At 62.7% G+C, this 22,005-nt stretch carries 21 protein-coding genes and 1 pseudogene; 8 read left to right on the top strand and 14 right to left on the bottom strand.

The annotated features are described in order from the left end of the window. Positions 1-26 precede the first annotated feature (26 nt). From JQ609_RS05400 to JQ609_RS05385, 4 genes are all read left to right on the top strand, one after another. Positions 27-494 carry a RidA family protein gene (locus tag JQ609_RS05400; RefSeq protein WP_192733716.1) on the top strand — a complete coding sequence of 156 codons (468 nt, stop codon included), beginning with the start codon at positions 27-29 and terminating at the stop codon, positions 492-494. A 12-nt stretch (positions 495-506) separates the two neighbouring features. Next, positions 507-1,253, top strand: coding sequence for a glycerophosphodiester phosphodiesterase (locus JQ609_RS05395; RefSeq protein WP_212272268.1), 747 nt, complete (start codon positions 507-509; stop codon positions 1,251-1,253). A 137-nt stretch (positions 1,254-1,390) separates the two neighbouring features. After that, positions 1,391-2,638 carry a GNAT family N-acetyltransferase gene (locus JQ609_RS05390; RefSeq protein WP_212212367.1) on the top strand — a complete coding sequence of 416 codons (1,248 nt, stop codon included), beginning with the start codon at positions 1,391-1,393 and terminating at the stop codon, positions 2,636-2,638. 48 nt (positions 2,639-2,686) lie between these two features. Then, positions 2,687-3,115, top strand: coding sequence for an HIT family protein (locus JQ609_RS05385; protein WP_212212369.1), 429 nt, complete (start codon positions 2,687-2,689; stop codon positions 3,113-3,115). Between the two features lie 111 nt (positions 3,116-3,226). Here the strand turns inward: JQ609_RS05385 and tsaA are convergent, their stop codons facing one another. The 6 genes from tsaA to JQ609_RS05355 all read right to left on the bottom strand — a co-directional run bounded on the left by tsaA (position 3,227) and on the right by JQ609_RS05355 (position 7,509). Beyond that, positions 3,227-3,718 carry a tRNA (N6-threonylcarbamoyladenosine(37)-N6)-methyltransferase TrmO gene (gene tsaA, locus JQ609_RS05380; protein ID WP_212212375.1) on the bottom strand — a complete coding sequence of 164 codons (492 nt, stop codon included), beginning with the start codon at positions 3,716-3,718 and terminating at the stop codon, positions 3,227-3,229. A gap of 66 nt (positions 3,719-3,784) precedes the next feature. Further along, the gene (locus tag JQ609_RS05375) at positions 3,785-4,756 is read right to left on the bottom strand and encodes a tripartite tricarboxylate transporter substrate binding protein (RefSeq protein ID WP_212272267.1); all 972 of its coding nucleotides are present in this window, start codon (positions 4,754-4,756) and stop codon (positions 3,785-3,787) included. A 58-nt stretch (positions 4,757-4,814) separates the two neighbouring features. Continuing rightward, positions 4,815-5,171: an AzlD domain-containing protein gene (locus JQ609_RS05370; protein WP_212212381.1), complete on the bottom strand. Its 357-nt coding sequence runs from the start codon at positions 5,169-5,171 to the stop codon at positions 4,815-4,817. Further along, a complete protein-coding gene (locus JQ609_RS05365; RefSeq protein ID WP_212272266.1) occupies positions 5,168-5,905 on the bottom strand; it encodes an AzlC family ABC transporter permease in 738 nt (245 codons plus the stop codon). Before JQ609_RS05365 ends, JQ609_RS05370 begins: the two co-directional genes overlap by 4 nt. A 106-nt stretch (positions 5,906-6,011) precedes the next feature. Continuing rightward, positions 6,012-6,443 carry a nuclear transport factor 2 family protein gene (locus tag JQ609_RS05360; protein ID WP_212272265.1) on the bottom strand — a complete coding sequence of 144 codons (432 nt, stop codon included), beginning with the start codon at positions 6,441-6,443 and terminating at the stop codon, positions 6,012-6,014. 94 nt (positions 6,444-6,537) lie between these two features. Beyond that, positions 6,538-7,509: a lytic transglycosylase domain-containing protein gene (locus JQ609_RS05355; protein ID WP_212272264.1), complete on the bottom strand. Its 972-nt coding sequence runs from the start codon at positions 7,507-7,509 to the stop codon at positions 6,538-6,540. A 336-nt stretch (positions 7,510-7,845) separates the two neighbouring features. On the opposite strand from JQ609_RS05355, the pseudogene JQ609_RS34900 reads away from it, so the two are divergent. Further along, a pseudogene (locus JQ609_RS34900) lies at positions 7,846-8,016 on the top strand (hybrid sensor histidine kinase/response regulator); the annotation flags it as partial. Positions 8,017-8,380: 364 nt separating this feature from the next. On the opposite strand, the gene JQ609_RS05350 reads toward JQ609_RS34900, so the two are convergent. Continuing rightward, on the bottom strand, positions 8,381-9,436 hold the full coding sequence (locus JQ609_RS05350; protein WP_212272263.1) for a lipopolysaccharide assembly protein LapB: 1,056 nt from the start codon (positions 9,434-9,436) through the stop codon (positions 8,381-8,383). Between the two features lie 41 nt (positions 9,437-9,477). Then, positions 9,478-10,713 (bottom strand): tetratricopeptide repeat protein, encoded by a 1,236-nt coding sequence (locus JQ609_RS05345; RefSeq protein WP_212272262.1) that lies wholly within the window; start codon positions 10,711-10,713, stop codon positions 9,478-9,480. Positions 10,714-10,992: 279 nt separating this feature from the next. Here JQ609_RS05345 and JQ609_RS05340 point away from each other — a divergent pair, with 279 nt between their 5' ends. After that, on the top strand, positions 10,993-11,367 hold the full coding sequence (locus JQ609_RS05340) for a PilZ domain-containing protein (protein WP_212272261.1): 375 nt from the start codon (positions 10,993-10,995) through the stop codon (positions 11,365-11,367). Positions 11,368-11,461: 94 nt separating this feature from the next. Here the strand turns inward: JQ609_RS05340 and clpA are convergent, their stop codons facing one another. Continuing rightward, positions 11,462-13,876, bottom strand: coding sequence for an ATP-dependent Clp protease ATP-binding subunit ClpA (gene clpA, locus JQ609_RS05335; protein WP_212272260.1), 2,415 nt, complete (start codon positions 13,874-13,876; stop codon positions 11,462-11,464). Positions 13,877-14,147: 271 nt separating this feature from the next. Beyond that, positions 14,148-14,480: an ATP-dependent Clp protease adapter ClpS gene (gene clpS, locus JQ609_RS05330; RefSeq protein ID WP_192733729.1), complete on the bottom strand. Its 333-nt coding sequence runs from the start codon at positions 14,478-14,480 to the stop codon at positions 14,148-14,150. Positions 14,481-14,977: 497 nt separating this feature from the next. On the opposite strand from clpS, the gene JQ609_RS05325 reads away from it, so the two are divergent. Further along, positions 14,978-16,336, top strand: coding sequence for a pilus assembly protein (locus tag JQ609_RS05325; RefSeq protein WP_212212410.1), 1,359 nt, complete (start codon positions 14,978-14,980; stop codon positions 16,334-16,336). A gap of 152 nt (positions 16,337-16,488) precedes the next feature. Here the strand turns inward: JQ609_RS05325 and JQ609_RS05320 are convergent, their stop codons facing one another. Then, positions 16,489-16,827 (bottom strand): phasin family protein, encoded by a 339-nt coding sequence (locus JQ609_RS05320; protein WP_212212413.1) that lies wholly within the window; start codon positions 16,825-16,827, stop codon positions 16,489-16,491. A gap of 397 nt (positions 16,828-17,224) precedes the next feature. Between JQ609_RS05320 and JQ609_RS05315 the strand changes: the two genes are divergently transcribed. Then, the gene (locus JQ609_RS05315; protein WP_212272259.1) at positions 17,225-19,072 is read left to right on the top strand and encodes a D-alanyl-D-alanine carboxypeptidase; all 1,848 of its coding nucleotides are present in this window, start codon (positions 17,225-17,227) and stop codon (positions 19,070-19,072) included. Positions 19,073-19,323: 251 nt separating this feature from the next. On the opposite strand, the gene JQ609_RS05310 is transcribed toward JQ609_RS05315, so the two are convergent. The 3 genes from JQ609_RS05310 to JQ609_RS05300 all read right to left on the bottom strand — a co-directional run bounded on the left by JQ609_RS05310 (position 19,324) and on the right by JQ609_RS05300 (position 21,878). Beyond that, the gene (locus JQ609_RS05310) at positions 19,324-20,052 is read right to left on the bottom strand and encodes a DnaJ domain-containing protein (protein WP_212212420.1); all 729 of its coding nucleotides are present in this window, start codon (positions 20,050-20,052) and stop codon (positions 19,324-19,326) included. Positions 20,053-20,119: 67 nt separating this feature from the next. Beyond that, on the bottom strand, positions 20,120-20,884 hold the full coding sequence (locus JQ609_RS05305; RefSeq protein ID WP_212212423.1) for a VWA domain-containing protein: 765 nt from the start codon (positions 20,882-20,884) through the stop codon (positions 20,120-20,122). Between the two features lie 109 nt (positions 20,885-20,993). Continuing rightward, positions 20,994-21,878, bottom strand: coding sequence for an alpha/beta fold hydrolase (locus JQ609_RS05300; protein WP_212212425.1), 885 nt, complete (start codon positions 21,876-21,878; stop codon positions 20,994-20,996). Positions 21,879-22,005 lie beyond the last annotated feature (127 nt).

The following is a 22,005-nucleotide window of genomic DNA, read 5'->3' as shown; positions in this document are numbered from 1 at the left end:
GTGGTCAATTCAAACGGGGACGAAACATGGCGGGCACGGTCGAACAGAAGCTGGCGGCACAAGGTATCACCTTGCCTGAGCCCCGCGCCGCCATGGCGAACTATGTCGGCTTCGTTCGCACCGGAAACCTGCTGTTCGTCTCCGGCCAGGTGTGCGCCGATGCCGAAGGCAAGCTGATCGCCAAGGGCAAGCTCGGCGCCGGCGTCACCACCGAACAGGGCTATGCCGCTGCACAGGGTTGCGCGGTCAACCTACTCGCGCAGATCAAGGCCGCGCTCGGGGATCTCGACAAGGTGGTGCGCGTGGTCCGCCTCGGCGGCTTCGTCAATTCGGCGCCGGATTATTTCGACGGGCCGAAGGTGCTGAACGGTGCTTCGGACCTGATGGTCACCGCCTTCGGCGACAAGGGCCGCCATGCCCGCACCACCGTCGGCGTCTCTTCCCTTCCCTCCGATGCGGCGGTCGAAGTCGACGGCGTGTTCGAGGTCTCCTGAGGGGAATTCGGAGTGTCTGCACCTGACTGGTTGACGGCGCGGCCGGTCGCCCATCGCGGCCTGCATGATGCCGCGCGCGGCATCCTCGAGAACATGCCGGGCGCGGTGCAGGCGGCGATCGCAGGAAACTTCTCGATCGAGGTCGATATCCAGCTCACCGCCGATGGCGAGGCGATGGTGCACCATGACAATGCGCTCGGCCGGCTCACCGAGGGCTCGGGCGCGTTGCTCGGCAAGACCGCGGCCGAACTGAAGGCCGTGAAGTTCAAGAACACGCCGGAGCGGATGATGTCGCTCAGCGACCTCTGCGCGCTGGTCGCCGGCCGCGTACCGCTGGTGATCGAGGTCAAAAGCCATTTCGATGGCGATCGCAGGCTGGTGAAGCGGATGGCCGAGGTGCTCGCCACCTATTCCGGACCCGCAGTCGGCATGTCGTTCGACCCCGACCAGGTGCTGGCGCTGCGCGAATTGATCCCCTCGCTGCCCCGCGGCATCGTGGCCGAGCGCGAATATACCGAGGACGAATGGCCGGAGGCGTCGGCGGCGCAGCGCCGGGGCATGACCCATCTGCGCCACGCCTTCCGCACCCGGCCGCATTTCGTCGCCTATTGGGTCAACGAACTGCCGGCGGCCGCGCCCTGGATCGCCCGCAATATTTTCGGCCTGCCGCTGCTGACCTGGACCGTGCGCACGCCGGACCAGCGCGCCAGCGCCGCCCGATATGCCGACCAGATGATCTTTGAGGGGTTTGTTCCTTGAAGTTCCTGCTCGGAGTTTCCCGCCAGGAACCTGATCCGCACCGCATGGCCTTGAAGTCACGGGCGCAATGCAACATCTTTGCCTGACTTGGTCACCATCGCGATGGCTGATCGCAAGGGACCGGCTGCGAATTCTCGATGGCGTCATCCGAAATCACCCTCGAAGCCGTCCCCTCCGCCAGCGATATCCCGGCTGCGGAATGGGACGCCTGCGCCAATCCGAAGGGCGATCCGAACAGCCTCGAAAACCTCGACACGCTGGCTTCACCCGGCGCGTCAGGTGATTCGTGCGCCGACTCAAAACCTGCCTATAACCCGTTCGTTTCACATGCCTTTTTTGCCGCCGCCGAGGCCTCCGGCTCGGCCTGCGCCCGCACCGGGTGGGGTCCGCGGCATCTGCTCGCCCGGCTCGATGGCAAGATCGCCGGCATCGTTCCCTGTTATCTGAAATCTCATTCGCAGGGCGAGTATGTTTTCGACCGCGGCTGGGCCGACGCGTATGAGCGCGCCGGTGGCCGCTATTATCCAAAGCTGCAGGCCTCGGTGCCGTTTACGCCCGCCACCGGTCCACGCCTGCTGATCCGCGGCGACGTCGACCACGAGCGGATCGGGACGGCGCTCTCGCAAGGTCTGATGGCGCTGTGCAACGCCACCAACGCCTCTTCCGTGCACGTGACGTTTGCCCCCGAGGCGGAAGCGAAGTTTCTCGGCGCCCAGGGATTCCTGCAGCGCACCGACCAGCAGTTCCACTGGCACAATGACGGCTACAAGACCTTTGATGATTTCTTGGGATCGCTGAACTCCCGCCACCGCAAGGCGATCAAGCGCGAGCGGCGCGAGGCCGTCTCCGCCGGCATCACCATCCACCGCCTGACCGGAGCTGGTATCACCGAGGAGGCCTGGGACGCCTTCTTTGCGTTCTACATGGAGACCGGCTCGCGCAAATGGGGCCGGCCCTACCTTACGCGAAAATTCTTCTCGCTGATCGGCGAGAGCATGAGCCGGGACGTACTGCTGGTGATGGCGCGGCGGGGCGGTCGCTGGATCGCCGGCGCCATCAATTTCATCGGCGGCGATACCCTGTTTGGCCGCAACTGGGGCGCGGTCGAGCATCATCCGTTCCTGCATTTCGAGGTCTGCTATTATCAGGCCATCGAGTTTGCGATCGAGCGCGGCCTGAAAACGGTGGAAGCTGGCGCCCAGGGCGAGCACAAGCTGGCGCGCGGATATCTGCCGCAGACGACCTATTCGGCGCATTACATCGCCGATCCCGATCTGCGCCGGGCGATCGCGGACTATCTGAAGCGCGAACGCGCCTATGTGGCCGAGGTCGGGCGGGAACTCACCGAGGCGGGGCCGTTCCGCAAGGCCGCCGACGAGGCTTGACCTTTACAATACCGATCCGAGAATGAGACCAAACCTAAGGGAGCCACCATGTCCGCCGCCTATGACACCAACAACATCTTCGCAAAGATCCTGCGCGGCGAGTTTCCCTGCCACAAGGTCTATGAGGACGAGCATGTGTTCGCCTTCCTCGACATCATGCCGCGTTCGCCCGGCCATACGCTGGTGGTGCCGAAGGCCCCCGCCCGCAACATCCTCGACATCACGCCCGACGACTACGCCCATGTCGCCCGCGGCGCCCACAAGATCGCCGCCGCCGCGATGAAGGCGTTCAAGGCCGACGGCATCACCATCCAGCAGTTCAACGAACCCGCCGGCGGACAGGTCGTCTTCCACCTCCACATGCACGTGCTGCCACGCCACGACGGCGTCGCCATGCTGCCGCCCGCCAGCCGCAAGGAAGACGTCAAGGTGCTGGAAGACAACGCGACCAAGCTGATCGCAGCGTTGAAGGGGTAGCGCACGCTACCACGACCGTCATTGCGAGCGAAGCGAAGCAATCCATCGCACGGCATAACGGAAAGGTGGATTGCTTTGTCGCTACGCTCCTCGCAATGACGGAGAAACCAGCTACTCCGTCTCGAAATCCCCTGCCTGCGGCGGCGCCAGCGGTGTGAATTCGCAGCGGTCGGGTTTCAGGTCGATCAGCGGCGTCTCGTCGAGGCAATCGAGGCCGCGCACCAAGACGACGTTGCCCTCGACGCCGACCAACTTGACAATGGACGTGCCGATCGGATTGGGCCGCACCGGCGTGCGCAGCGAGAATGCACCGCGCGTATTGCCGTTGTTCTTCGGGCTTTGCAGCACGAGGTCGCGGCGCGACTGGTGCAGCCAGTAGATCACTTCGAGATTGGAGTAGAAGTCGACGCCCTTGATCGCGGGCACCCAGGGCTCGAAGATCTCCAGCCGGCACACCGGGCCGTCGTGACGGCCCTGCCGCGGTGTTTCCAGCCGCGATTTCCAGGGCGTGCGGATGCGGCCGATGAAGACAAGGCCAGCGTCCCGCGCCGGCGGCATGTCGACGGCGAGTTCGCCTTCACGGATTTCGCTTTCCCGAACCATATCCTAATGCTCTTAGGTTTGACGCGTTTTCTTAACGCGAACCGGTACCCAGTTCGCTCGAAAACGCTAATCCAATGAGATGTTGAGGGCCTTGATCACGCCCGCCCAGCGCGCGCGGTCGGTTGAGATGAACTGGTCGATCTCCGCCTGGCTGCGCGGACGCAGCGGCGGAAAGCCGACCTTCTCCAGCGAGGCGCGGAACGCATCGTCGGCCAGCGCCTTGTCGAGGCTGGCGGTGATTTTTCGCGCGATATCGTCAGGCAGTTTTGACGACGCGGAAACGCCGTACCAGACGCTGACGCCGTACTCCGGATAGCCGCTTTCGGCCATGGTCGGCACATCGGGCAAATCTGCGATACGTTGTGCGGAGCTGACCGCAAGCGCCCTCAGCAACCCACCCTTCACCGGCGGCAGCGCGGTGCCGAGCGTGTCGAACATCAGCTGGATATTGCCCGATATCAGATCGGTCAGCGCAGGGCCCGCGCCCTTGTAGGCGACATGAACCATGTCGACGCCGGCCATCTGCTTGAACATCTCGCCGGCGAGATGAATGGTGCCGCCGGTGCCGGCCGATCCGAAATTGAGCTTGCCGGGGTTTTGTTTCGCGTAAGCCACGAACTCCGCGACCGTCTTGGCGGGCACGGAGGGATGAACCTCCATGACCACGGGCAGATCGGTGATCAGCGCCAGCATCCGGAAATCCCGCTGCGGATCATAGGGCAGCTTCTTGTACAGCATCGGGTTGAGCACGAAGATCGATGCCGCCGTGAAGAACAGCGTATAGCCGTCGGGCTCGGCCCGCGCCGCGGCCTCGGCGCCGATCGCGCCCTGCGCGCCGGCCTTGTTCTCGATCACCACCGGCTGCTTCAGGTCGCGGCTGAGAAATTCGCCGACCATGCGGCCGAGCACGTCGGTCGGGCCGCCTGCCGCATAGGGCACGATCAGCTTGATCGCGCGGCTCGGATATTCGGCCGCCTGCCCTTGCGACGCGGCTGTAACCAAACCAAAGGCCAAAGCCGCCACTGCGCGCCAATTCATGCTGTTCCTCGCCGTTTCTGAGTTGGAGGAACAGTACCGGATTATGCGGCACCTGCAATCAACCGAGCCACCATTTTCCCGCCACCAACGCGACCTCGCCCGAAACGACGCCGGCAAAGATCGACCGCCGCGTCAGCATGAACACCGCAAAGCCTGCGGCGACCGCGCCGTAGCGCAGCCAGTCCGGCACGCTCGCGAGCGCGCCCGGCGGCTGCACCAGGATCTGCGCGATGACGCCGGCGAGGATCGCGGTCGCCACCGCCCTCACCCAGATCAGCGCTTCCGAGCCCTCGTCGACGCCGCCGCCGAGCCACAGCCCGAGCATGCGCCAGACCTCGTTGGGCAGGAAACCTGCGACGACAAGCACCAGCAGCGCGTGGGGGTCACCCAGAAAATTTGCGAGCCAGTCGCTCATGCGCGCGCCCGCCACCAGTGCGCGCCGTAGGCGATCGTGCCCGCGCTGACACCGCTGATCAGGATATCGACGCCGGTCTGCAGCGTTGCGACGAGTGGATACAGCGCGAGCCCGAGCACCAGCGCCAGCACGTCCGATATCTGCCGGCAGTTGCGCGCGGTGGAAAGCAGGAACGCCAGCGGCGTCAACATCAGGATCGCCGCGGCGAACAGCACCGGCAGATTGGCGGCCAGGCCGTAGCCGACCGTGGTCGCGACCAGACAGACCAAGAGAAGTCCGCAGCCGAGCCCATGCGTGAACGCGATGCGCCGCTCGCGCGGCACCAGCGGCAACAGCCGGTGGCACTCGACCCAGAGCGTGACGGCGATGAAATGCGCCGCGAGCAAGAGATGACGACGCTTGGTGCCTGATGTCCGCATGGTCGGCAGCACCGACACCACCATCGGAAACAGCCTGATGGCGCTGACGGCGACCGCGATCGCGGCCTGCACCACCGTTGCCCCCGAGCCCAGCGTCGTAATCAGGATGATCTGTGCCGGGCCCGCCCAGACCAGAAGCGTGCTGCCGAGCACCCAGCCCAGGCTGAAATGGCTGTCATGGGCCAGCGCGCCGATGCCGACATAGGTCGCAAACAGCACCAGCGTCAAAACCGTCGTCGCAACCGAGCGCATCCCCAATGCGAAGGCGCGCAACGGGCTTTGCCATGTCACAGAGTCGAGCGGAGGGAGCGCCACGTATAGCCGGCCGGGGGTGAATCCTGTCGGGCATAACGGGAGTGAAACAAGGCGACGTCAAGCGCGGCCCGCCTCAGGGCTGGCATGCAGCCGCGCGTCCGCGGCCTTACGACGCCGCCATCCGCCCGACGGCGTCATCGTAGTTGCCCAGCACGCGCTCCTCGAGATCGGTATCGCAATATTCGACCACCTCGGCGATCTTGTCGCCGCGAAATTTGAACACGAAGCAGTATTCGTTGTTGTAGCGCTGGCCGCGCTTGGTCTGCACGTCGCCGCGCGCTTCGGCCACGACGTAATCGCCCTCGGCGACCAGATTGATGGCCTGCGCCCGATACTCGGTCGCGAACAGCGCAAACAGCGGCTTGAGCAGCTTGGTGCGGACCTCTTCCTGTCCGCTAAAGCGTTTCGACCAGCTGCTGTGGCCCGGAAAGCGCCAGACATAGTCAGGATGCACGGACGCCCCGAACACGCTTCGATCGCCGGTCTCCAGCGCCTGATAGATGCGGCGGATGGTATCCTTGTTCTCGATGGTTCCCATTTTGCATTCTCCGTTGTCGGTACAACGGTGATGCCTGAGGGGGCGTCTATTCGTCCAATCGATCGATTGTATAATCGCCATCCACCAGGTGAATTCAGCCCGGCACGCCCCTGTTCCGCAGCACAAAGCACGCCCCGCCGGCGCGGCGGATGCGGTTGCAGAGATCATCCGCGGCCGGCCGCGTGTCCGCGCCGATCCGCACCTGGTAGAAGGCCCGGGTACCGCGGCTGCGCATCACGGAACTGAGCAGGCTCGGGTCCTGGTCGCCGATCACAGCACTCAGTCGCTTCATCGCGCGCGCATACATGGCCAGCGCCTTGTCGCGGTTGAAGCCAGCAGCGAGCTGCACGCCCCACAATTTCGCGGCGGAGAGCGTGATGCGCTGTTCGAGGCCCGTCACGAAGGGATTGGGCGCGCGCTTGAGCAAGGCCATCAGTTCGCGGCAACTGGACGCTGGCGCGGCTTCCGGCATCTTGCCGTTCCGTCCCGCGGTCGCCCACTCCTCGACCGTTGAGCCGGTGATGGCGACGACGTAGTTGCGGGTTTCCTGCGGCATGTATCCCGTGCCGGCGAGCCATTCCTGCACCCGCCTCGGGCCGGCATTATAGGCCGCCGCAGCTAAGCCGAGATTGCCGAACTGATCGCGCAACTCGCTGAGGAACTCGGCGGATTTCGGTAGTGCCTGCACGGGATCGAAGGGGTCGAGCAGCCGCCGCTCGTTCGCGGTTCCCGGCATGAACTGCGCGATGCCCTGCGCGCGCTGGCCGCTCCTGGTCATCGGCCCCACCGCATCGGATTGAAAGCGGCTCTCCTGCCAGATCACGCGCGCGAAGAATTCCAGCGGCAGGTTTGCCGCCCTCGCCGCCGATTCCACCATCAGGCACAGCGCCTCGCGCGTATCGCTCTCGCGCGCGGTCTCCTTGGGCTTCTCTGCAGGTGTCGCTTCTGGAGGTGTCGCGTCTGGCTGTTTCGCAGGTTCCTCGACGCCCCGCCGCGCGGCATCGGTCGGCGCGGATGTCGCGTCCTCCGCGATAGCCTGCTCCAAGCAAGCCAGCGTCGCCAACATGCACAATCCAGTGCGAAGCCTTCGACGTGTTCCCACTGTACTACGACCCTGACAATTGAGGAACTTAGTCCTAGTATTTCAAGCAGTTTCAGTGATTCGTGGAGAAAACCGATCAACAGCAATTCGCGCGAACAATTGACGCGTGCGTCCCGCCCTTGCGGAAGGCTGGTCATATCGGCCTGCCACCGTTGACGACGAACCACTCGTCCGCCCGACGATCACGGCCTCGCGCGCGCCGGGAATCGAAGCCGAAATTGCCGACCGCGAGGCAATTGGCCCCGAAATCAGTGAATCCCGAAAGCCAACCACAACCAATCGCAGCTGACGGTGACAGGCATGATGGCATTCTTCGAGCGTCTCCTGAATACGTCGATCTATGCTCCGCGCGGAATATGCCTTTTGTGGGAACCCGAACTGATCTGGCTGCACGTCGTATCGGACGCGGCGATCGCGCTGGCGTACTTTTCGATCCCGTTCGCGCTCGCGATCTTCGTTTCAAAACGCCGAGGCTACACGGAGAATTCGATCATTCACCATGGCCGGCTTGATCCGGGGTGTCCTGCTGCTTGCCAAGCCCTACCGGCGCTCGGATCTCGCAACGCTGATCGGGACGGCGCTGGCAGGTCCGGTCGGCGTGGCGGTGCGATAGGTTGTCTCGAAATGCTTGAACGAGCCGTTCGTCATCGTGGGATCGTCTGCCCGGCTGATGCACAGCGACCCGTGTTTCGCGCACCAGGGCGTGTAGGTCCCCTTCAATCTGGATTCGATTGCGGCGCCTTCAGCGAAGGATGGTCCATTGACGGCGCCAGCCAGCACGAATCCAATCGACAGCAATCTGGATATTGAGACGCGTCCAACCATAATCTTACCCCTAGAGTGAGCCACTGACCTTCTCGAAGCAGGAATTCAGGGCCATGCAGGCTTGAATTGCCTTTCTGAGATCCTCCGACGGCTGACCGTCGAGCGGGACTTCCGGAAAGCCGTTCTGACGCAGAAATATTTGCGCCCGCAAGAACGAGCGGCGACCGCCCGCCTCCAAGGCATTGACCGCTTCCACCGCCGCATCGTTAAACCGCTTCAGGCGGACCGAGACGAATGCTCGCTGCATTCGAAACTTCGCGAGTTCGTCGCCGCCGATCGCATATTTCGGCGGACCGCCGCTGATCGGTCCCAGAAGCGTGTCGTAGTCAGCCAGCGCCGCCTTGTCGTCGCCAAGGATTTCGTTTGCGATAGCCCGGGCGCTCACCAGATCGTATCGCCCCGGATCCTGCTTGAGCGCTTCGGTCAAGTCGGTCACCGCCTGCCGCGCGTTACCCGCTCTGATGTTGGCGTTGCCGCGGAGCGCGAGCAGATTGGGATCGCGACTGTCCTCCGCGAGCAGGACATCCAGATCGGCGATAGCTTCCTTAGCCCGCCCTGCGTCCATCAACAGTTTCGCACGCGACTTCCGCGAATAGCGATGCTTGGGAAACGCTGACACAATCTTGTCGAACGCGCGCAACGCTTGTGTTTCGCTCGTGAGCAGGAAACGTGTCGCGTTCGATGCCTGAATGTTCGCATCGTCAGGCCGTTGTTGCAGCGCGATTGCAAATTCGCGTTCGGCGCGGGCGTTGTCCCCGGCCGACATCGCCAGGCGCGCGACAAGATGACGAATATCCACGTCGTCCAGGGCGAGTTTCAACGCTTCATCAGCCTCGACGAATGCGTTCTGCTTGTCTCCCATATCAATGTAGAACCGGGCACGGCTGAGGCGCGCGGCCGCCTGCTGCCCGACATCACCGCCCGCGGCGAGTTCCGGCAACTGGCACGCTTTGCCCCCTGTATATTTTGCGAGCATGCAGGGATTGGGGCGCAGCTCAATGAAACCTGCCTCCGGCTGTTCAGACTCTGCCGCCTGTGCCGGCACAGACCCAAGTGCCCCGGCCATGACGATGGCCGCACAACATCCGATCGACCTAAGCTGCCTCATCAGCCGCACCTTTCGTCCAACATGCAGGCGCGAGCCGCGTCCATGATCGCCGGGCGCGGATCTGCATCCGGCGCAATGGCCGCGAGATAGCCGAGCCTCCTCAACATGCCGAGTTTCTGAAACATGAAACCGCGGTCCATCCGGAAGGCCGTGATCCCCTGCCCTGCCGCCTCCTCGCTTCGTCCGAGTTTTCGTAGTGCCAGCGCATAGGACCAGCGCAAGCCCCCGTTCTCGGGATATTGCTTGAGAGCAAGGGCGAATTCCGTGGCGGCCGCGTCGTACTGCTCACGGATAACAAGAAGGTACCCCCGCTGCTCGTGGCTCACCCAATAATCAGGATCGAGTGCAAGCGCTTTATCAAGATCGGCCTGAACGGCATCCAAGGGTGGCGGTGGCATCCCTGGAAAAAAACCAATCTGCGACAGCCTGAATTCGGCACGCCGGGAGTATGTGATCGGATCGGGATCAAGCTCGGCCGCCATATTATAGGCCTGCCAAGCCTCGTTTGTCCGTCCAAGCTTCCTGAGCATTTCGGCCCGCTTTATCGCTGTTGCGATGCGGTGGGTGGTCGACTTCAAATAGGATTCCGCCGCCCGCGGTTTGGTAATCAGATCTGCGGGCAGCCGGAGGATAACGTCAGCGTCCTGAATCGCTTCGTGAAAGCGACGATTTTCTTCCAGCATGATCAAGCGACTGAACCACATTTCCGGGTTGTTCGGGTCCAACCGTATCGCCTCATCGTGAGCCGCCTTCGCCTCGGCAAATTTGTCCGGACCGGCCATTGCGAACGCGACACCAATCAGACGATAAGCATCGGGGTAGTCGGGCTTAAGCCTCAATGCCTGAGCGGCCTGTTTGAGCGCGAGATCGAGCGCAGGTTGAAGCCCCGGATCGAAATAAGATCCTCCTCCACGGCGCAGTTCTTCATACGCCGTCCAGCCGCGGCGCAAATGCAGTTCCGCATCATCCGGTGCGATCCGCAGACCCGTCTCATAGTCCGCGATGGCATCGGGATAGCGGTCCAAACGCTGCATGGCACGGCCGCGGATCTTCAGGGCAGCGACCCGGGAGGCCGTCGTGGTCTCGTCCGCGTTCAGCACCAACGTGCAGACCTCGGCAGCCCGGGCCGCATTGGCCTGCAGGAGTTCCAGCGAACATTGGTCAGCCGCGAGCGACGGAGCTGGGGCTAGCTGTACGACGAGCACCCAGAGTGCGATACCACCGCGCCGAAACATACCAACTTCCCGTCGTTGAACGGAAGCAGAGGTACAGCTTGAGGTGATAAAATAGGGCCAACGAGATATTCCGGATTTTATCCAATTCGCGTTTCGGGCGGATTAACCTGCTCAGAGGCGACGACTTTTGTCCCGGCGGATCTACCCAGGGTCCCGCACGGCACTGAATCGCCGCCATCGCCGCCGATGTTGGTTTACGTTAACGCCGCTTTTTGCCGGCCAAAGCCTTTCGCGGCCGATAAAGCGGCGTAAAAGTCTTCCTTTGATTGGGAGATATCGATGCAGGACCGACGCGAAAACGCGCGCGACAAGGTGATTTACGGCGGCGTCGCGGAAATCGGCGAGAACGGCACGAGCCGCGAATGCATCGTCCGCAACATCTCCGACAAGGGCGCCAGCGTCGAATTCAGCAACACCGCCGACGTGCTAAGGGAACAGATCTCGCCGAAGGAGCAGATCTCGCTTCGCATCGCACGGAAAGGCCGATCCTTCCTCGCCAAGGTGGTGTGGTGGCGCGACAACTTCGTCGGCCTCGCCTTCAGCGGCGAAACTCCTGCCGCGCCGGTCTCCGATCTGGAGGAGCGGCTGCGCAAGAGCGAAATCAAGAAGCGGCAGCTTCAGCGCCGCATCAACGAGCTGCTCGGCGAACGCTGACCCGTCTTAATAGATGCAGCCCAGCAAAAAGCCGGCGGTCACCCGCCGGCTTCTTCAATTCATAACGGTGAGAGCCGCTCAGACTTAGAGTCGCTCAGACCTTGACCAGCGGCCCCCGCGAGGCCGGCCCATTGGAGCCGCCGCCGCCATTGGGACCCGACTTCGGCTTCCGCGGCGTGGCGCGCTTGCGCGCACCGGGCAGCTTCTCCGGCTTCGGCGTCACCGGCCCTTCGACGAATTCGAAGCCGATCTTGTCCTTGTCTTCCGCCTCGTCCTTGATCAGCACGACGCGGACATGGCCGCCACCCTTGAGCCGGCCGAACAGCACTTCATCGGCGAGCGGCTTCTTGATGTGCTCCTGGATGACGCGCGCCATCGGACGCGCGCCCATCTGCTCGTCGTAACCATGTTCGATCAGCCAGGCCTTGGCGGGTTCCGACAATTCGATGGTGACGTCGCGATCGGCCAGCTGGGCCTCGAGCTGGAGCACGAACTTCTCCACCACCATGCCGATGACATCGGCATTGAGATGGGCGAACGAGACGATGGCATCGAGGCGGTTGCGGAATTCCGGCGCGAACTGCCGGTTGATCGCTTCGTGGTCGTCGCCTTCCCGCTTGCTGCGCGTGAAGCCGAAGGCCTGGCGCGCGAGGTCGGCCGCACCCGCGTTGGTGGTCATGATCAGGATCACGTTGCGGAAATTGACCTGCTTGCCGTTGTGATCGGTGAGCCGGCCATGATCCATGATCTGCAGCAGCACGTTGTACAGATCCGGATGCGCCTTCTCGATTTCGTCGAGCAGCACCACGCAATGCGGATGCTGGTCCACGCCGTCGGTGAGCAGGCCGCCCTGGTCGAAGCCGACATAGCCCGGAGGCGCGCCGATCAGGCGCGACACCGTGTGCCGCTCCATATATTCGGACATGTCGAAGCGGATGAGTTCGACGCCAAGCGACGCCGCCAGCTGCTTTGCCACTTCGGTCTTGCCGACGCCGGTCGGACCGGAGAACAGGTAGGAGCCGATCGGCTTTTCCGGCTCGCGCAGGCCGGCACGCGCCAGCTTGATCGACGCCGACAGCGCGTCGATTGCCTTGTCCTGGCCGAACACCACGCGCTTCAGGGTCTGCTCGAGATGCTTGAGCACCTCGGCATCGTCCTTCGATACGCTCTTGGGCGGAATCCGCGCCATGGTCGCGATCGTGGTCTCGATCTCCTTGATGCCGATGGTCTTCTTGCGCTTGTTCTCGGCCACCAGCATCTGCGCCGCGCCCGACTCGTCGATCACGTCGATCGCCTTGTCCGGCAGCTTGCGGTCGTGGATGTAGCGCGACGACAATTGCACCGCGGCCTCGATCGCCTCGTTGGTGTATTTCAGCCGATGGTAGTCCTCGAAATATGGCTTCAGGCCCTTGAGGATCGCGATGGCGTCTTCCACCGTCGGCTCGTTGACGTCGATCTTCTGGAACCGGCGCACCAGCGCGCGATCCTTTTCGAAATGCTGACGGTATTCCTTGTAGGTGGTCGAACCCATGCAGCGGATCGTGCCCGATGCCAGCGCCGGCTTGAGCAGATTGGATGCATCCATCGCGCCGCCGGAAGTGGCGCCGGCGCCGATCACGGTGTGGATCTCGTCGATGAACAGGATCGCGTTCGGATGCGCCTCCAGTTCCTTTAAAACCTGTTTGAGCCGCTCCTCAAAATCGCCGCGATAGCGCGTGCCCGCGAGCAGCGTGCCCATGTCGAGCGAGAACACGGTCGCCGCGGCCAGCACTTCCGGCACTTCCGAGTCGACGATGCGCTTGGCAAGGCCTTCGGCGATCGCGGTCTTACCGACGCCGGCTTCGCCGACGAACAGCGGATTGTTCTTCTGCCGGCGGCACAGCACCTGGATCGCCCGGTTGATTTCGGCGTTGCGTCCGATGACGGGATCGATCTTGCCGTCGCGCGCCTTCTTGTTGAGGTTGACGCAGTAGGTATCGAGCGCCTCGCCCTTTTTCTTGGCGTCCTCGTTGCCCTTGGTCTCGGTCTCCTCGTCGACGCCGCGAACCGGCCGCGCCTCGGAAACGCCGGGACGCTTGGCAATGCCATGGCTGATGTAGTTGACCGCGTCGTACCGCGTCATGTCCTGCTCCTGCAGGAAATAGGCGGCGTGGCTTTCGCGCTCCGCGAAGATCGCGATCAGTACGTTGGCGCCGGTCACTTCTTCGCGACCGGACGACTGGACGTGAATCACCGCGCGCTGGATCACGCGCTGGAAACCGGCGGTCGGCTTGGCGTCGTCGGCCCCGTCCGTCACCAGATTTTCGAATTCGGTCTCGAGATAATTGACGAGGCTGGTGCGCAGCTTGTCGAGATCGACGCTGCAGGCACGCATGACCGCGGCAGCATCCGAGTCATCGATCAGCGACAACAGCAGGTGTTCGAGCGTCGCGTATTGATGATGCCGCTCGTTTGCAATCGCCAGCGCACGATGCAGGGATTGTTCAAGGCTTTGGGAAAAAGTTGGCATTCGCGTCCTCTGTGGCCCCCGGTCATCATGATCGCCATTACCCGGTCAGGCAACAACAACCTTCGTCGTCCCGTGTCATATAGTTACGCACGATCGTGGCGAAAGACAGGTTCCGTGAACAGTGGTTTTTCTCTAAACTTTCGCACCACCGCGATACGAGAACCAACCCGAAAAACTACTGGGTTGCCGCCTGCTTCCTCCGGGGCGGAACAATGCAAGACCCGTTCCTTTTAGCCGGTCGCCTTTTAGCCGGTCGAGGCGGGTGCAGCGGCTATTTCTTTTCCATCACGCATTGCAGGGGATGCTGATGCTTGCGCGCAAAATCCATCACCTGCGTCACTTTGGTCTCGGCGATTTCGTAAGTGAAAACGCCGCACTCGCCGATACCGTGGTGATGGACATGAAGCATGATCTTGGTGGCGGCTTCCGCGTCCTTCTGGAAGAACTTCTCCAGCACATGAACCACGAACTCCATCGGCGTGTAATCGTCGTTCAGGATCAGGACACGATAGAGATTCGGACGCTTGGTCTTCGGCTTGACCTTGGTGATGACCGAGGTCGACGGACCGTTCGTCCCCGCATTGCGGTTTTCGTCATTGCTCATCCGGGGAGCAGAGACGGCGGTCGCGGCGGGCGCGGACGAATAGGCTTTGGAGTTAAACTGCAACATGGCTCAGGCGTTCGACATTCCCATGGGAAACCGGACAGCGCATCGTCGCACGCTCGCGAAGGCCCCAAAACGACCACCACAAGGTACCCAGCAACGCTTTCCAGATCGCCGCTCCCGGTCCGATCCAGCGGCGGATCGGCTATTGGAATATGGGTCCAGTTGGAGACCACCGCAAGCGCATCAACGCTGCCCTGCCGCGCCCGCAACCGGCCCCGAATCCCGGTCCGGCAATCCAGGCAAGGTTAATCGTTTCTGGCGGATTTGACAAAGGAAGGCCCCTGCCCGTTTAGCGGTCCTTGAGCATAGGCGGCAGTTCTGGCCACCGGTTTCCCGATACATGGGCTTTGACCCGTTTTTGCGGGAACCAATTTACCGCCTGTTTAGCCGCCCGGGCCGAAATACCGCTTGAAACCACTATTTCGGTGAGAGCCATGCTCAATACAGCCATTTTCAGTCGGGTGCGTACGGCCGCCGGGCGTTTTGCCAAGGCCGATCAGGGCAACATCGCGGTTCTGTTTGCCATCGCCGCCGTCCCGATCCTGAGCTTCGTCGGCGCCGCGATCGACTATACCCGTGCCAACAGCGCCCGGTCGTCGATGCAGGCTGCCCTCGATTCCACCGCCCTGATGGTGGCGAAAGACCTGTCGGACGGAACCATCAAGGCCTCGGATATCAACACCAAGGCGCAGGACTATTTCAAGGCGCTCTACACCAACACCGAAGCCAGGGAGGTGACGGTCACGGCGGAATATACCGCCAACACCGGCAAGGGCTCGACCATCAAGATCAATGGCTCCGGCAACGTGCCGACGGAGTTCATGAAGGTCGCCGGCTTTCCGCAAATCGGCTTCGACACCAGTTCAACCTCGCTCTGGGGCAACGTCCGCATGCGCGTCGCGCTTGCGCTCGACGTCACCGGATCGATGAACGATGACGGCAAAATGACCGCGATGAAGCCGGCTGCAAAGGCCCTGATCGACCAGATCGGCGCCCTCGCCAAGAACACGGGCGACATCTACATCTCGATCATTCCCTTCGCCAAGGACGTCAACGTCGGCGCCAGCAACTACGAACAGTCGTGGATCGAGTGGAGCGAGTGGGAGGCTGCGAACGGCAAGTGCAGCGGCAAGAACTCCGGGAACTACCCTACAAAAAGCTCCTGTGAATCGGCCGGCAGGACCTGGACGGCGAAGAACCACGATACCTGGAACGGCTGTGTGACCGACCGCGATCAGGACTACGATACCAAGAACACGACGCCGACTTCCGATCCCGCAACCAAGTTCTATGCCGAGCAGTACAACGCATGCCCGGCGCAGTTGCTGCCTCTGACGACCGACTTCGCCTCCGCCAAATCCAAGGTCGACTCGCTGACCCCGAACGGCGGCACCAACCAGCCGATCGGCATCGCCTGGGGATGGCAGTCTCTGACCCAGGGCGCGCCGCTCAACGCACCGCCCGAAGATGCCAATTACACCTATAAAAAGGTGCTGATCGTGATGTCCGACGGTCTGAACACGCAGGATCGCTGGCCGTCATACGGCAACGGCCAAGTCCAATACAACGGCGCCATCGACGCCCGCCAGCGCATCCAGTGCGACAACATCAAGGCCGACGGCATCGTCATCTACACGATGCACGTCAACACCAACGGCGATCCGACCTCCACAGTCCTGCAGTATTGCGCCAGCGGCTCGGACAAGTTCTCTACCGTGACGTCCTCGAGCCAGATCGCGACGGCCTTTAGCGCGATCGGCACGTCGCTCTCCAAGCTGCGCGTCGCGAAATAATCGCGTCGCAACCGGCACGAACAAAGCAAACGAAAAAAGCCCGGCCGCAACGGCCGGGCTTTTTTGTTTTGGAAGGTATCGCGCAGCGCTTAAAGCGTTTTCGAGCGAAGTGGATACCGGTTCGCGTAAAGGAAACGCGTCAAACAAAGAGTTTAGTGCGTGGCGGGAGCGAACTTCGCGACCAGGCCTTCGTAAGGCTTGAAGGTCTGCTTGGCCAGATCGGTATAGAGGCCGGCAATCTTCTGCGACTCGGCGACAAAGGTCTCGTAGGACGAGCGGGCGAATTCGGTCTGGGCTTCGATCGCCTTGTCCACCGACTTCACGCCGGACAGCTTTTCAACAAACGACTTGGTATCTTCGAACGACTTCTTGGCGTAGTCGCCATAAGCGGTCGCAATCGCCTGAACACCGCTCTGCAGGTTGCTCGCGGACGCGGCGACCGTTTCGAGATGCTCTTTTCCGTAGCTCTGAATGTCTTCAACCTTGACCATCTTGGAGTCCTTTCCCAGACTGAATGTAATTCGCCGGGAGGTCCCGGCTCCCTGACCACCCCTCCCTTATAGTGCACCGCACAATGGCTGTCAAGGAATCTTGTGCGACGCACAAATGCCGACGATTAGCGCCAAACCCCGGAGTGTTACGCAACGGTTACTTAACCTTTTGGAAACTCGCGCCGCCTAACCTGATTCCCGGACGTGTTCGCCTTCCGACAGACAGCCTGAATGCTGTTTGTGAACAATACCTTAGCTAGAACAGCGACCTGATCGGCCAGCCGGGGCCAAATTGCAACCAGGCTAACCGCTTCGAACAGGCAGCGTCACCGGGCCGAAGGGCACAATTTCGCCTCACGAACCGGTGATCAAGACAGAAATTGGGACGGGGAAGTAAATGCTTCGTACAACCTTAGCTTCCTCGCGCACGTTGCGAGTTTGCGTTCTCGGGCTGGTCACACTCACCACTGCAATCATCTACACCAGCGACAGCGCAGAAGCCCGCCGCTACCGCCAACGCCACCATGCCCGGCACCACGCCGCCGTGGCGAGCTATAGCCCGCAATTCGCTTCCATCATCGTCGACGGCAATTCCGGCGCCACGCTCTCCTCCAACAATCCTGACGCCCTCCGTCGTCCGGCCTCGCTGACCAAGATCATGACGCTCTACCTGCTGTTCGAGCAGCTCGAGCGCGGCAAGCTGAAGCTGGATTCCGAACTGGAAGTGTCCGCGTATGCTTCCCGACAGGCGCCGACCAAACTCGGCCTGAAGCCCGGCCAGACCATCAAGGTCGAAGACGCCATCAAGGGACTGGTGACGCGCTCCGCCAACGACGCCTCGGTCGTGATCGCGGAAGCCATTGCCGGCGATGAAGATGAATTCGCCAAGCTGATGACGCGCAAGGCGCGCGCGCTCGGCATGACCAAGACGGTCTATCGCAACGCCAACGGCCTGCCCAACGAGGAACAGCTCACGACCGCGCGCGACCAGGCAACGCTGGGCCGCGCGATCCAGGAACGCTTTCCGCGCTACTATCGCTACTTCGCGACCAACGTATTCTATTATCGCGGCCAGGCGATCCGTAACCACAATCGGCTGCTCGGCAATGTCGAAGGCGTCGATGGCATCAAGACCGGCTACACCCGCGCGTCGGGCTTCAATCTCGTGAGCTCGATGCGGCGCGGCAACCGCCATCTGATCGGCGTGGTGCTTGGCGGCCGCAGCGGCGGATCGCGCGACGCCACCATGCGCACCCTGCTCGCGGAAAACCTCGACAAGAGTGCCACCATCCGCACCGCCGCCGCCGTTACCGAACGTAATTCCGCCGAGGCCAGCGTCGAGGTGGCCGAAGTCGCCAGCACGCCGCGCCCGACCGAGGCGGTGCAGGCCAACAACGCCGTCGCAGCCTCCGAGCCCAGCATGGCCGCGATGCAGCCGACGCGCAGCGTCGCCCCGGCCAGGCCCTCGTTGATGGCCGCAGCCGCGGCCGCCCTGCCGGCGCCGCAACCGAAACCCGAACAGTCCAAGTTCGTAGCGCAGGCCAAGCCCGAACCGGCTCCGCTGACCAGCGGCGTGATTCAAACCCAGGCGATATCGGCGATCCCCGGCTCGGCCGAACCAATGAAGCCGGTCAAGGTCAAGACGGTTCAGGTCAAGGCCGGCGTGATGAAGCTGGCTTCCGCCGGCCCGTCCCAGCCTGTTGCCCCGCCGATCACCAGCACGATTGCGCCCTCCCGCCCGGAAGTGGCGGAGACCTCCAGCGCCGTCGTAGCGCGGGCCGAGCCTCGATCTGAAGCCGTCAAGCCTGAAGTGATCAGGCCCGAAATGGCCCGTGCCGAACTGCCGCCGCAGCCCGCCAATCACGGTACCGGGCATGGCGTACTCGGCGTGCTGCCCGCCTCCAGCGTGCCGGCCGCCGCCCCGCAGGCACTCGCCTATGCCCAGCCACAGACGCTCCAGCAGAACGGCGCCATCAAGCCCGCGGCCGCCGTTACCCATACCGGCTGGATCATCCAGGTCGGCGCACTGGAAAGCGAAAGCGAAGCCCGCGCCCGCCTCGATCAGGCTCGCAATCAGGCCCGTGGCCTGCTCGGCAAGGCTGACTCATTCACCGAGCCGGTCGTTGCCAAGGATAATCGCAAGCTGTTCCGCGCCCGCTTCGCCGGCCTCGAGCGCGATCAGGCCGAGGCGGTCTGCAAGACGCTGAAGCGCGCCGACATCTCCTGCATCACCGTTCGTAACTGACCTTCTCTCTCTTGTTTGCAAAGCCGGCGCCGCAAGCGCCGGCTTTGTTGTTTCCAGAGCACAGTTGCAGACGCCGTTCGGTCGCCGGCGGCAAATCGAACCTGCGCAAACTTCTCGTCAAGAATTTACGGTTAAGTTTTCCGGAATGAAGGATCGACCACGCCGGAAAACGGCGGGCGACACGGGGCATCAACCAGAGAATAGGGCAGCGGCAGCTCTCGGTTTGTAGCGTTTGGTAGCGTTTGCCGGAGTTAGCTGAGATGCGCGCGAAGCAGAGTATCCTTGGCCTCGTTTACACGGGCGGCGAGGTACGTCGAGCCCCCCTGGTCGGGATGCAGTTTCTTCATCAGGGCGCGATGCGCCCGGCTGATGTCGTCCCGCCCCGCCCCCGGCTGCAGGCCAAGGATCTGATAGGCCTCCTCGTCCGTCATTTTACCGCTCGGCGGCGCGCGGCGCTGCCCCCCTGCCGCGTCGCCCTGCGCGTTCTGACGCCAGGCGGGAAACCGGCGGTCCAGATAGCTTTCAAGTAAGGCTACGCTCTCGGCGTCGAAGCCGGACATGATCGTCGTCAGCTGCACCAGGTCGAACTCGTCGAGCGAGCGGCCGGCATAGGGCCCGTCGACGATCTGGCCCGACAGGACGCCGCTGTCGTGATCGAGGCTCATATCGAGAAACTGCGATCGCACGCGCGAGGTCTGTCCAGGCGAGCGCTGCGCGCCGCCGCCGAAGATCCCGCCGATATTGCTGAAGCCGGACGGGCCGAACGGCGACCAGCCGAGCAGTCCCGCTCCGAAGATGCCGAGCGGGATCGCCACCGCCAGTTCGCCCCTGAGCCCGGTGAAGGCCGCGACCGCCAGCGCGATGATTCCGCCGCCGATCTTGAGCAGCCGCGCAAGCACGACCGGATTGGCTGCGCGAAACATCTGCAGCAGCAAATAAAGCAGGACAACGGCGACGACACCGGCAATCAGGGTTGGCATGGGCCCAATATAGTCGCCCCGGCGGCAAAAAGCATGGCGATCCGCACCGGAAGAGCCAAGCTGGCGATCATTTCATCTGGCCGATCAGCTTGGCCGCGCCGCTTCCGGTCTTCGACAGCCGCAGCAGCGCTTCGCGTCCGCCGGCGGCATAGGCCGCGGCAGCTCGCAACAGCTCGCGCAATTGGGCTGCGGCGCCGGGATCGAACCTGCACCATGCCCCGCCGGTGAGGCGCGCGATCTCACGGAACGCGTGCTCGGCCGTAACGTCGTGGCCTTCCTGGAACATGAACACGGGCACCTTGAGCAGGCCGAGTTCACCGGCCTTGGCGCAGAGGTCGTCGACCGACTCCTCCATGGCGTCGCCGACGAACACCACGGCGCGCACGGCGGAAGCGACCGCTTCGCGGCGGGCTTCCGAGAGCACCTTGCCGATCTGGGTATTGCCGCCCTGGCAATCGATCTTGGTCATCAATTTAGCGAGTTGCGCCGAGTCGGAGATCCATCCCGTCGCGCGGCATTCATTGAGGCCGCGGTAGTAGACCAGGCGAATGTCGAGGCTGCCGAGCGAAGCCGCTTCGCGAAACATGTCGGCCTGCAGCGCGCAGGCCATGTCCCAGGTCGGTTGCCGGCTCATGGTGGCGTCGAGCGCGAACACCAGCCTGCCCTTCGCGCCGGTCCGGTGCGGGGACATGGCGCGAGCCTTGGCGACAAAGGCAGCGATGTCTTCGGCCGCCGAGGGCCGCGCTTCCGGCAACGGAGCGCTGCGCGATTGGGGTTTCTGCGCCGAGAAGATGTCGGCGGAAGATTTCGGTTTGGTGGGTTCGCCGGCCATGAGCGCTCGCAATTACAGCAAGCTCTATGTGGGACTGTCCATACGGGGCGTCAATGCACCCGGTCGTGATCCGCCGGGATCAGGCAGCGGAAGCTTAACAGCTGCGCCGTTAGTTGGTCGCCGACTTGATGGTCGGTGGGTTGCTGGCCAGCGGCACCGGTCCCGGATTGCTCACGAGCGGATCCGGCACCTTGGTCGGTACCGGCTTCAGTGTGCTGCTGTCGCTGTTGTCAGCGATGAACTTGTCGAGCATCGTCTGGATCGATGACTTTGCCGCATCGGGCCCGGTATCGCGCATATCGTTGTGCTGGTAGCCGGTGTTCACAACCGTAATACCGGCCTGCTCGCACTGGTCGTCATCCGGCACCACGCCCGGGTCCGGCTTGAACTGCGTATCCTTCGAACGGAACGACAGGATCTTGAACTTGCCGTCGGTCAGGAACGGCACGCGCAGATTGTCCAGCGTGACCACCTTCTTGATTTCGTCGGGATACTGTTTGGCGAAATACATCGAGATATCGCCGCCCATCGAATGCCCCACCATGGTCACCCTGGCGTAGTCGGCGTTGGGCTGGACCTTCTTCATTTCGTCGATGGCAAAATGGATGTTGGCGACGCCGCGCTGAATTTGCGGCAGGCGGCCGACATAGAGTTCGCCGACCTTGGTCACCATCGGCGGATCGGTCGGCAGATCGTGCTGGGGGCTGACCGCAAGATAGCCGCGCGCCGCAAAGGCGTTGGAGAGGAACGAGTACTCGGTATGCTTGACGGTGTTGCCGTGGTTGATGACCGCAACCGGCAGCCTGATCATGCCGGCATTGGCCTGCATTTCCTTGTCGCGCCGAACGGCGATATTCACCGCAACCAGACGATTGTCCCGCGCCGGATCATGGAATGCGATGGTCTCGTGACGGATCGCCCACTTGCTCGCGGTAAAGTACGCGACCGCAACCAGTACGGTAAGTGAAAGCAGAACGGCAATTCCACGTTTCATCGGCGTCCTCGGCGCCCCCGGCAGGGGCTATGTGGTTTCGAGACTCTTCGGCCTCGTTCTTGATGATATATGTCACAGCGGCGTGACATAAAGTCCAAATGTTGTGAATTGACCGCCTGATCGTTGT

Origin of the sequence: Bradyrhizobium sp. AUGA SZCCT0169 (genome assembly GCF_018130085.1) — a bacterium.
Classification (GTDB): domain Bacteria; phylum Pseudomonadota; class Alphaproteobacteria; order Rhizobiales; family Xanthobacteraceae; genus Bradyrhizobium.
This window is presented reverse-complemented; position numbering and strand designations above follow the sequence as displayed.

Excerpts from the sequence above, each read along its gene's own strand:
- JQ609_RS05385 (WP_212212369.1), top strand. The coding sequence starts at position 2,687 with ATGTCCGCCGCCTATGACACCAACAACATCTTCGCAAAGATCCTGCGC.
- JQ609_RS05360 (WP_212272265.1), bottom strand. The coding sequence starts at position 6,443 with ATGGGAACCATCGAGAACAAGGATACCATCCGCCGCATCTATCAGGCG.
- JQ609_RS05315 (WP_212272259.1), top strand. The coding sequence starts at position 17,225 with ATGCTTCGTACAACCTTAGCTTCCTCGCGCACGTTGCGAGTTTGCGTT.
- JQ609_RS05320 (WP_212212413.1), bottom strand. The coding sequence starts at position 16,827 with ATGGTCAAGGTTGAAGACATTCAGAGCTACGGAAAAGAGCATCTCGAA.
- clpS (WP_192733729.1), bottom strand. The coding sequence starts at position 14,480 with ATGAGCAATGACGAAAACCGCAATGCGGGGACGAACGGTCCGTCGACC.
- JQ609_RS05340 (WP_212272261.1), top strand. The coding sequence starts at position 10,993 with ATGCAGGACCGACGCGAAAACGCGCGCGACAAGGTGATTTACGGCGGC.
- JQ609_RS05350 (WP_212272263.1), bottom strand. The coding sequence starts at position 9,436 with ATGGCCGGGGCACTTGGGTCTGTGCCGGCACAGGCGGCAGAGTCTGAA.
- JQ609_RS05325 (WP_212212410.1), top strand. The coding sequence starts at position 14,978 with ATGCTCAATACAGCCATTTTCAGTCGGGTGCGTACGGCCGCCGGGCGT.
- JQ609_RS05305 (WP_212212423.1), bottom strand. The coding sequence starts at position 20,884 with ATGGCCGGCGAACCCACCAAACCGAAATCTTCCGCCGACATCTTCTCG.
- JQ609_RS05355 (WP_212272264.1), bottom strand. The coding sequence starts at position 7,509 with ATGTTGGCGACGCTGGCTTGCTTGGAGCAGGCTATCGCGGAGGACGCG.
- JQ609_RS05370 (WP_212212381.1), bottom strand. The coding sequence starts at position 5,171 with ATGAGCGACTGGCTCGCAAATTTTCTGGGTGACCCCCACGCGCTGCTG.
- JQ609_RS05390 (WP_212212367.1), top strand. The coding sequence starts at position 1,391 with ATGGCGTCATCCGAAATCACCCTCGAAGCCGTCCCCTCCGCCAGCGAT.
- JQ609_RS05310 (WP_212212420.1), bottom strand. The coding sequence starts at position 20,052 with ATGCCAACCCTGATTGCCGGTGTCGTCGCCGTTGTCCTGCTTTATTTG.
- JQ609_RS05345 (WP_212272262.1), bottom strand. The coding sequence starts at position 10,713 with ATGTTTCGGCGCGGTGGTATCGCACTCTGGGTGCTCGTCGTACAGCTA.
- clpA (WP_212272260.1), bottom strand. The coding sequence starts at position 13,876 with ATGCCAACTTTTTCCCAAAGCCTTGAACAATCCCTGCATCGTGCGCTG.
- JQ609_RS05300 (WP_212212425.1), bottom strand. The coding sequence starts at position 21,878 with ATGAAACGTGGAATTGCCGTTCTGCTTTCACTTACCGTACTGGTTGCG.
- JQ609_RS05400 (WP_192733716.1), top strand. The coding sequence starts at position 27 with ATGGCGGGCACGGTCGAACAGAAGCTGGCGGCACAAGGTATCACCTTG.
- JQ609_RS05375 (WP_212272267.1), bottom strand. The coding sequence starts at position 4,756 with ATGAATTGGCGCGCAGTGGCGGCTTTGGCCTTTGGTTTGGTTACAGCC.
- tsaA (WP_212212375.1), bottom strand. The coding sequence starts at position 3,718 with ATGGTTCGGGAAAGCGAAATCCGTGAAGGCGAACTCGCCGTCGACATG.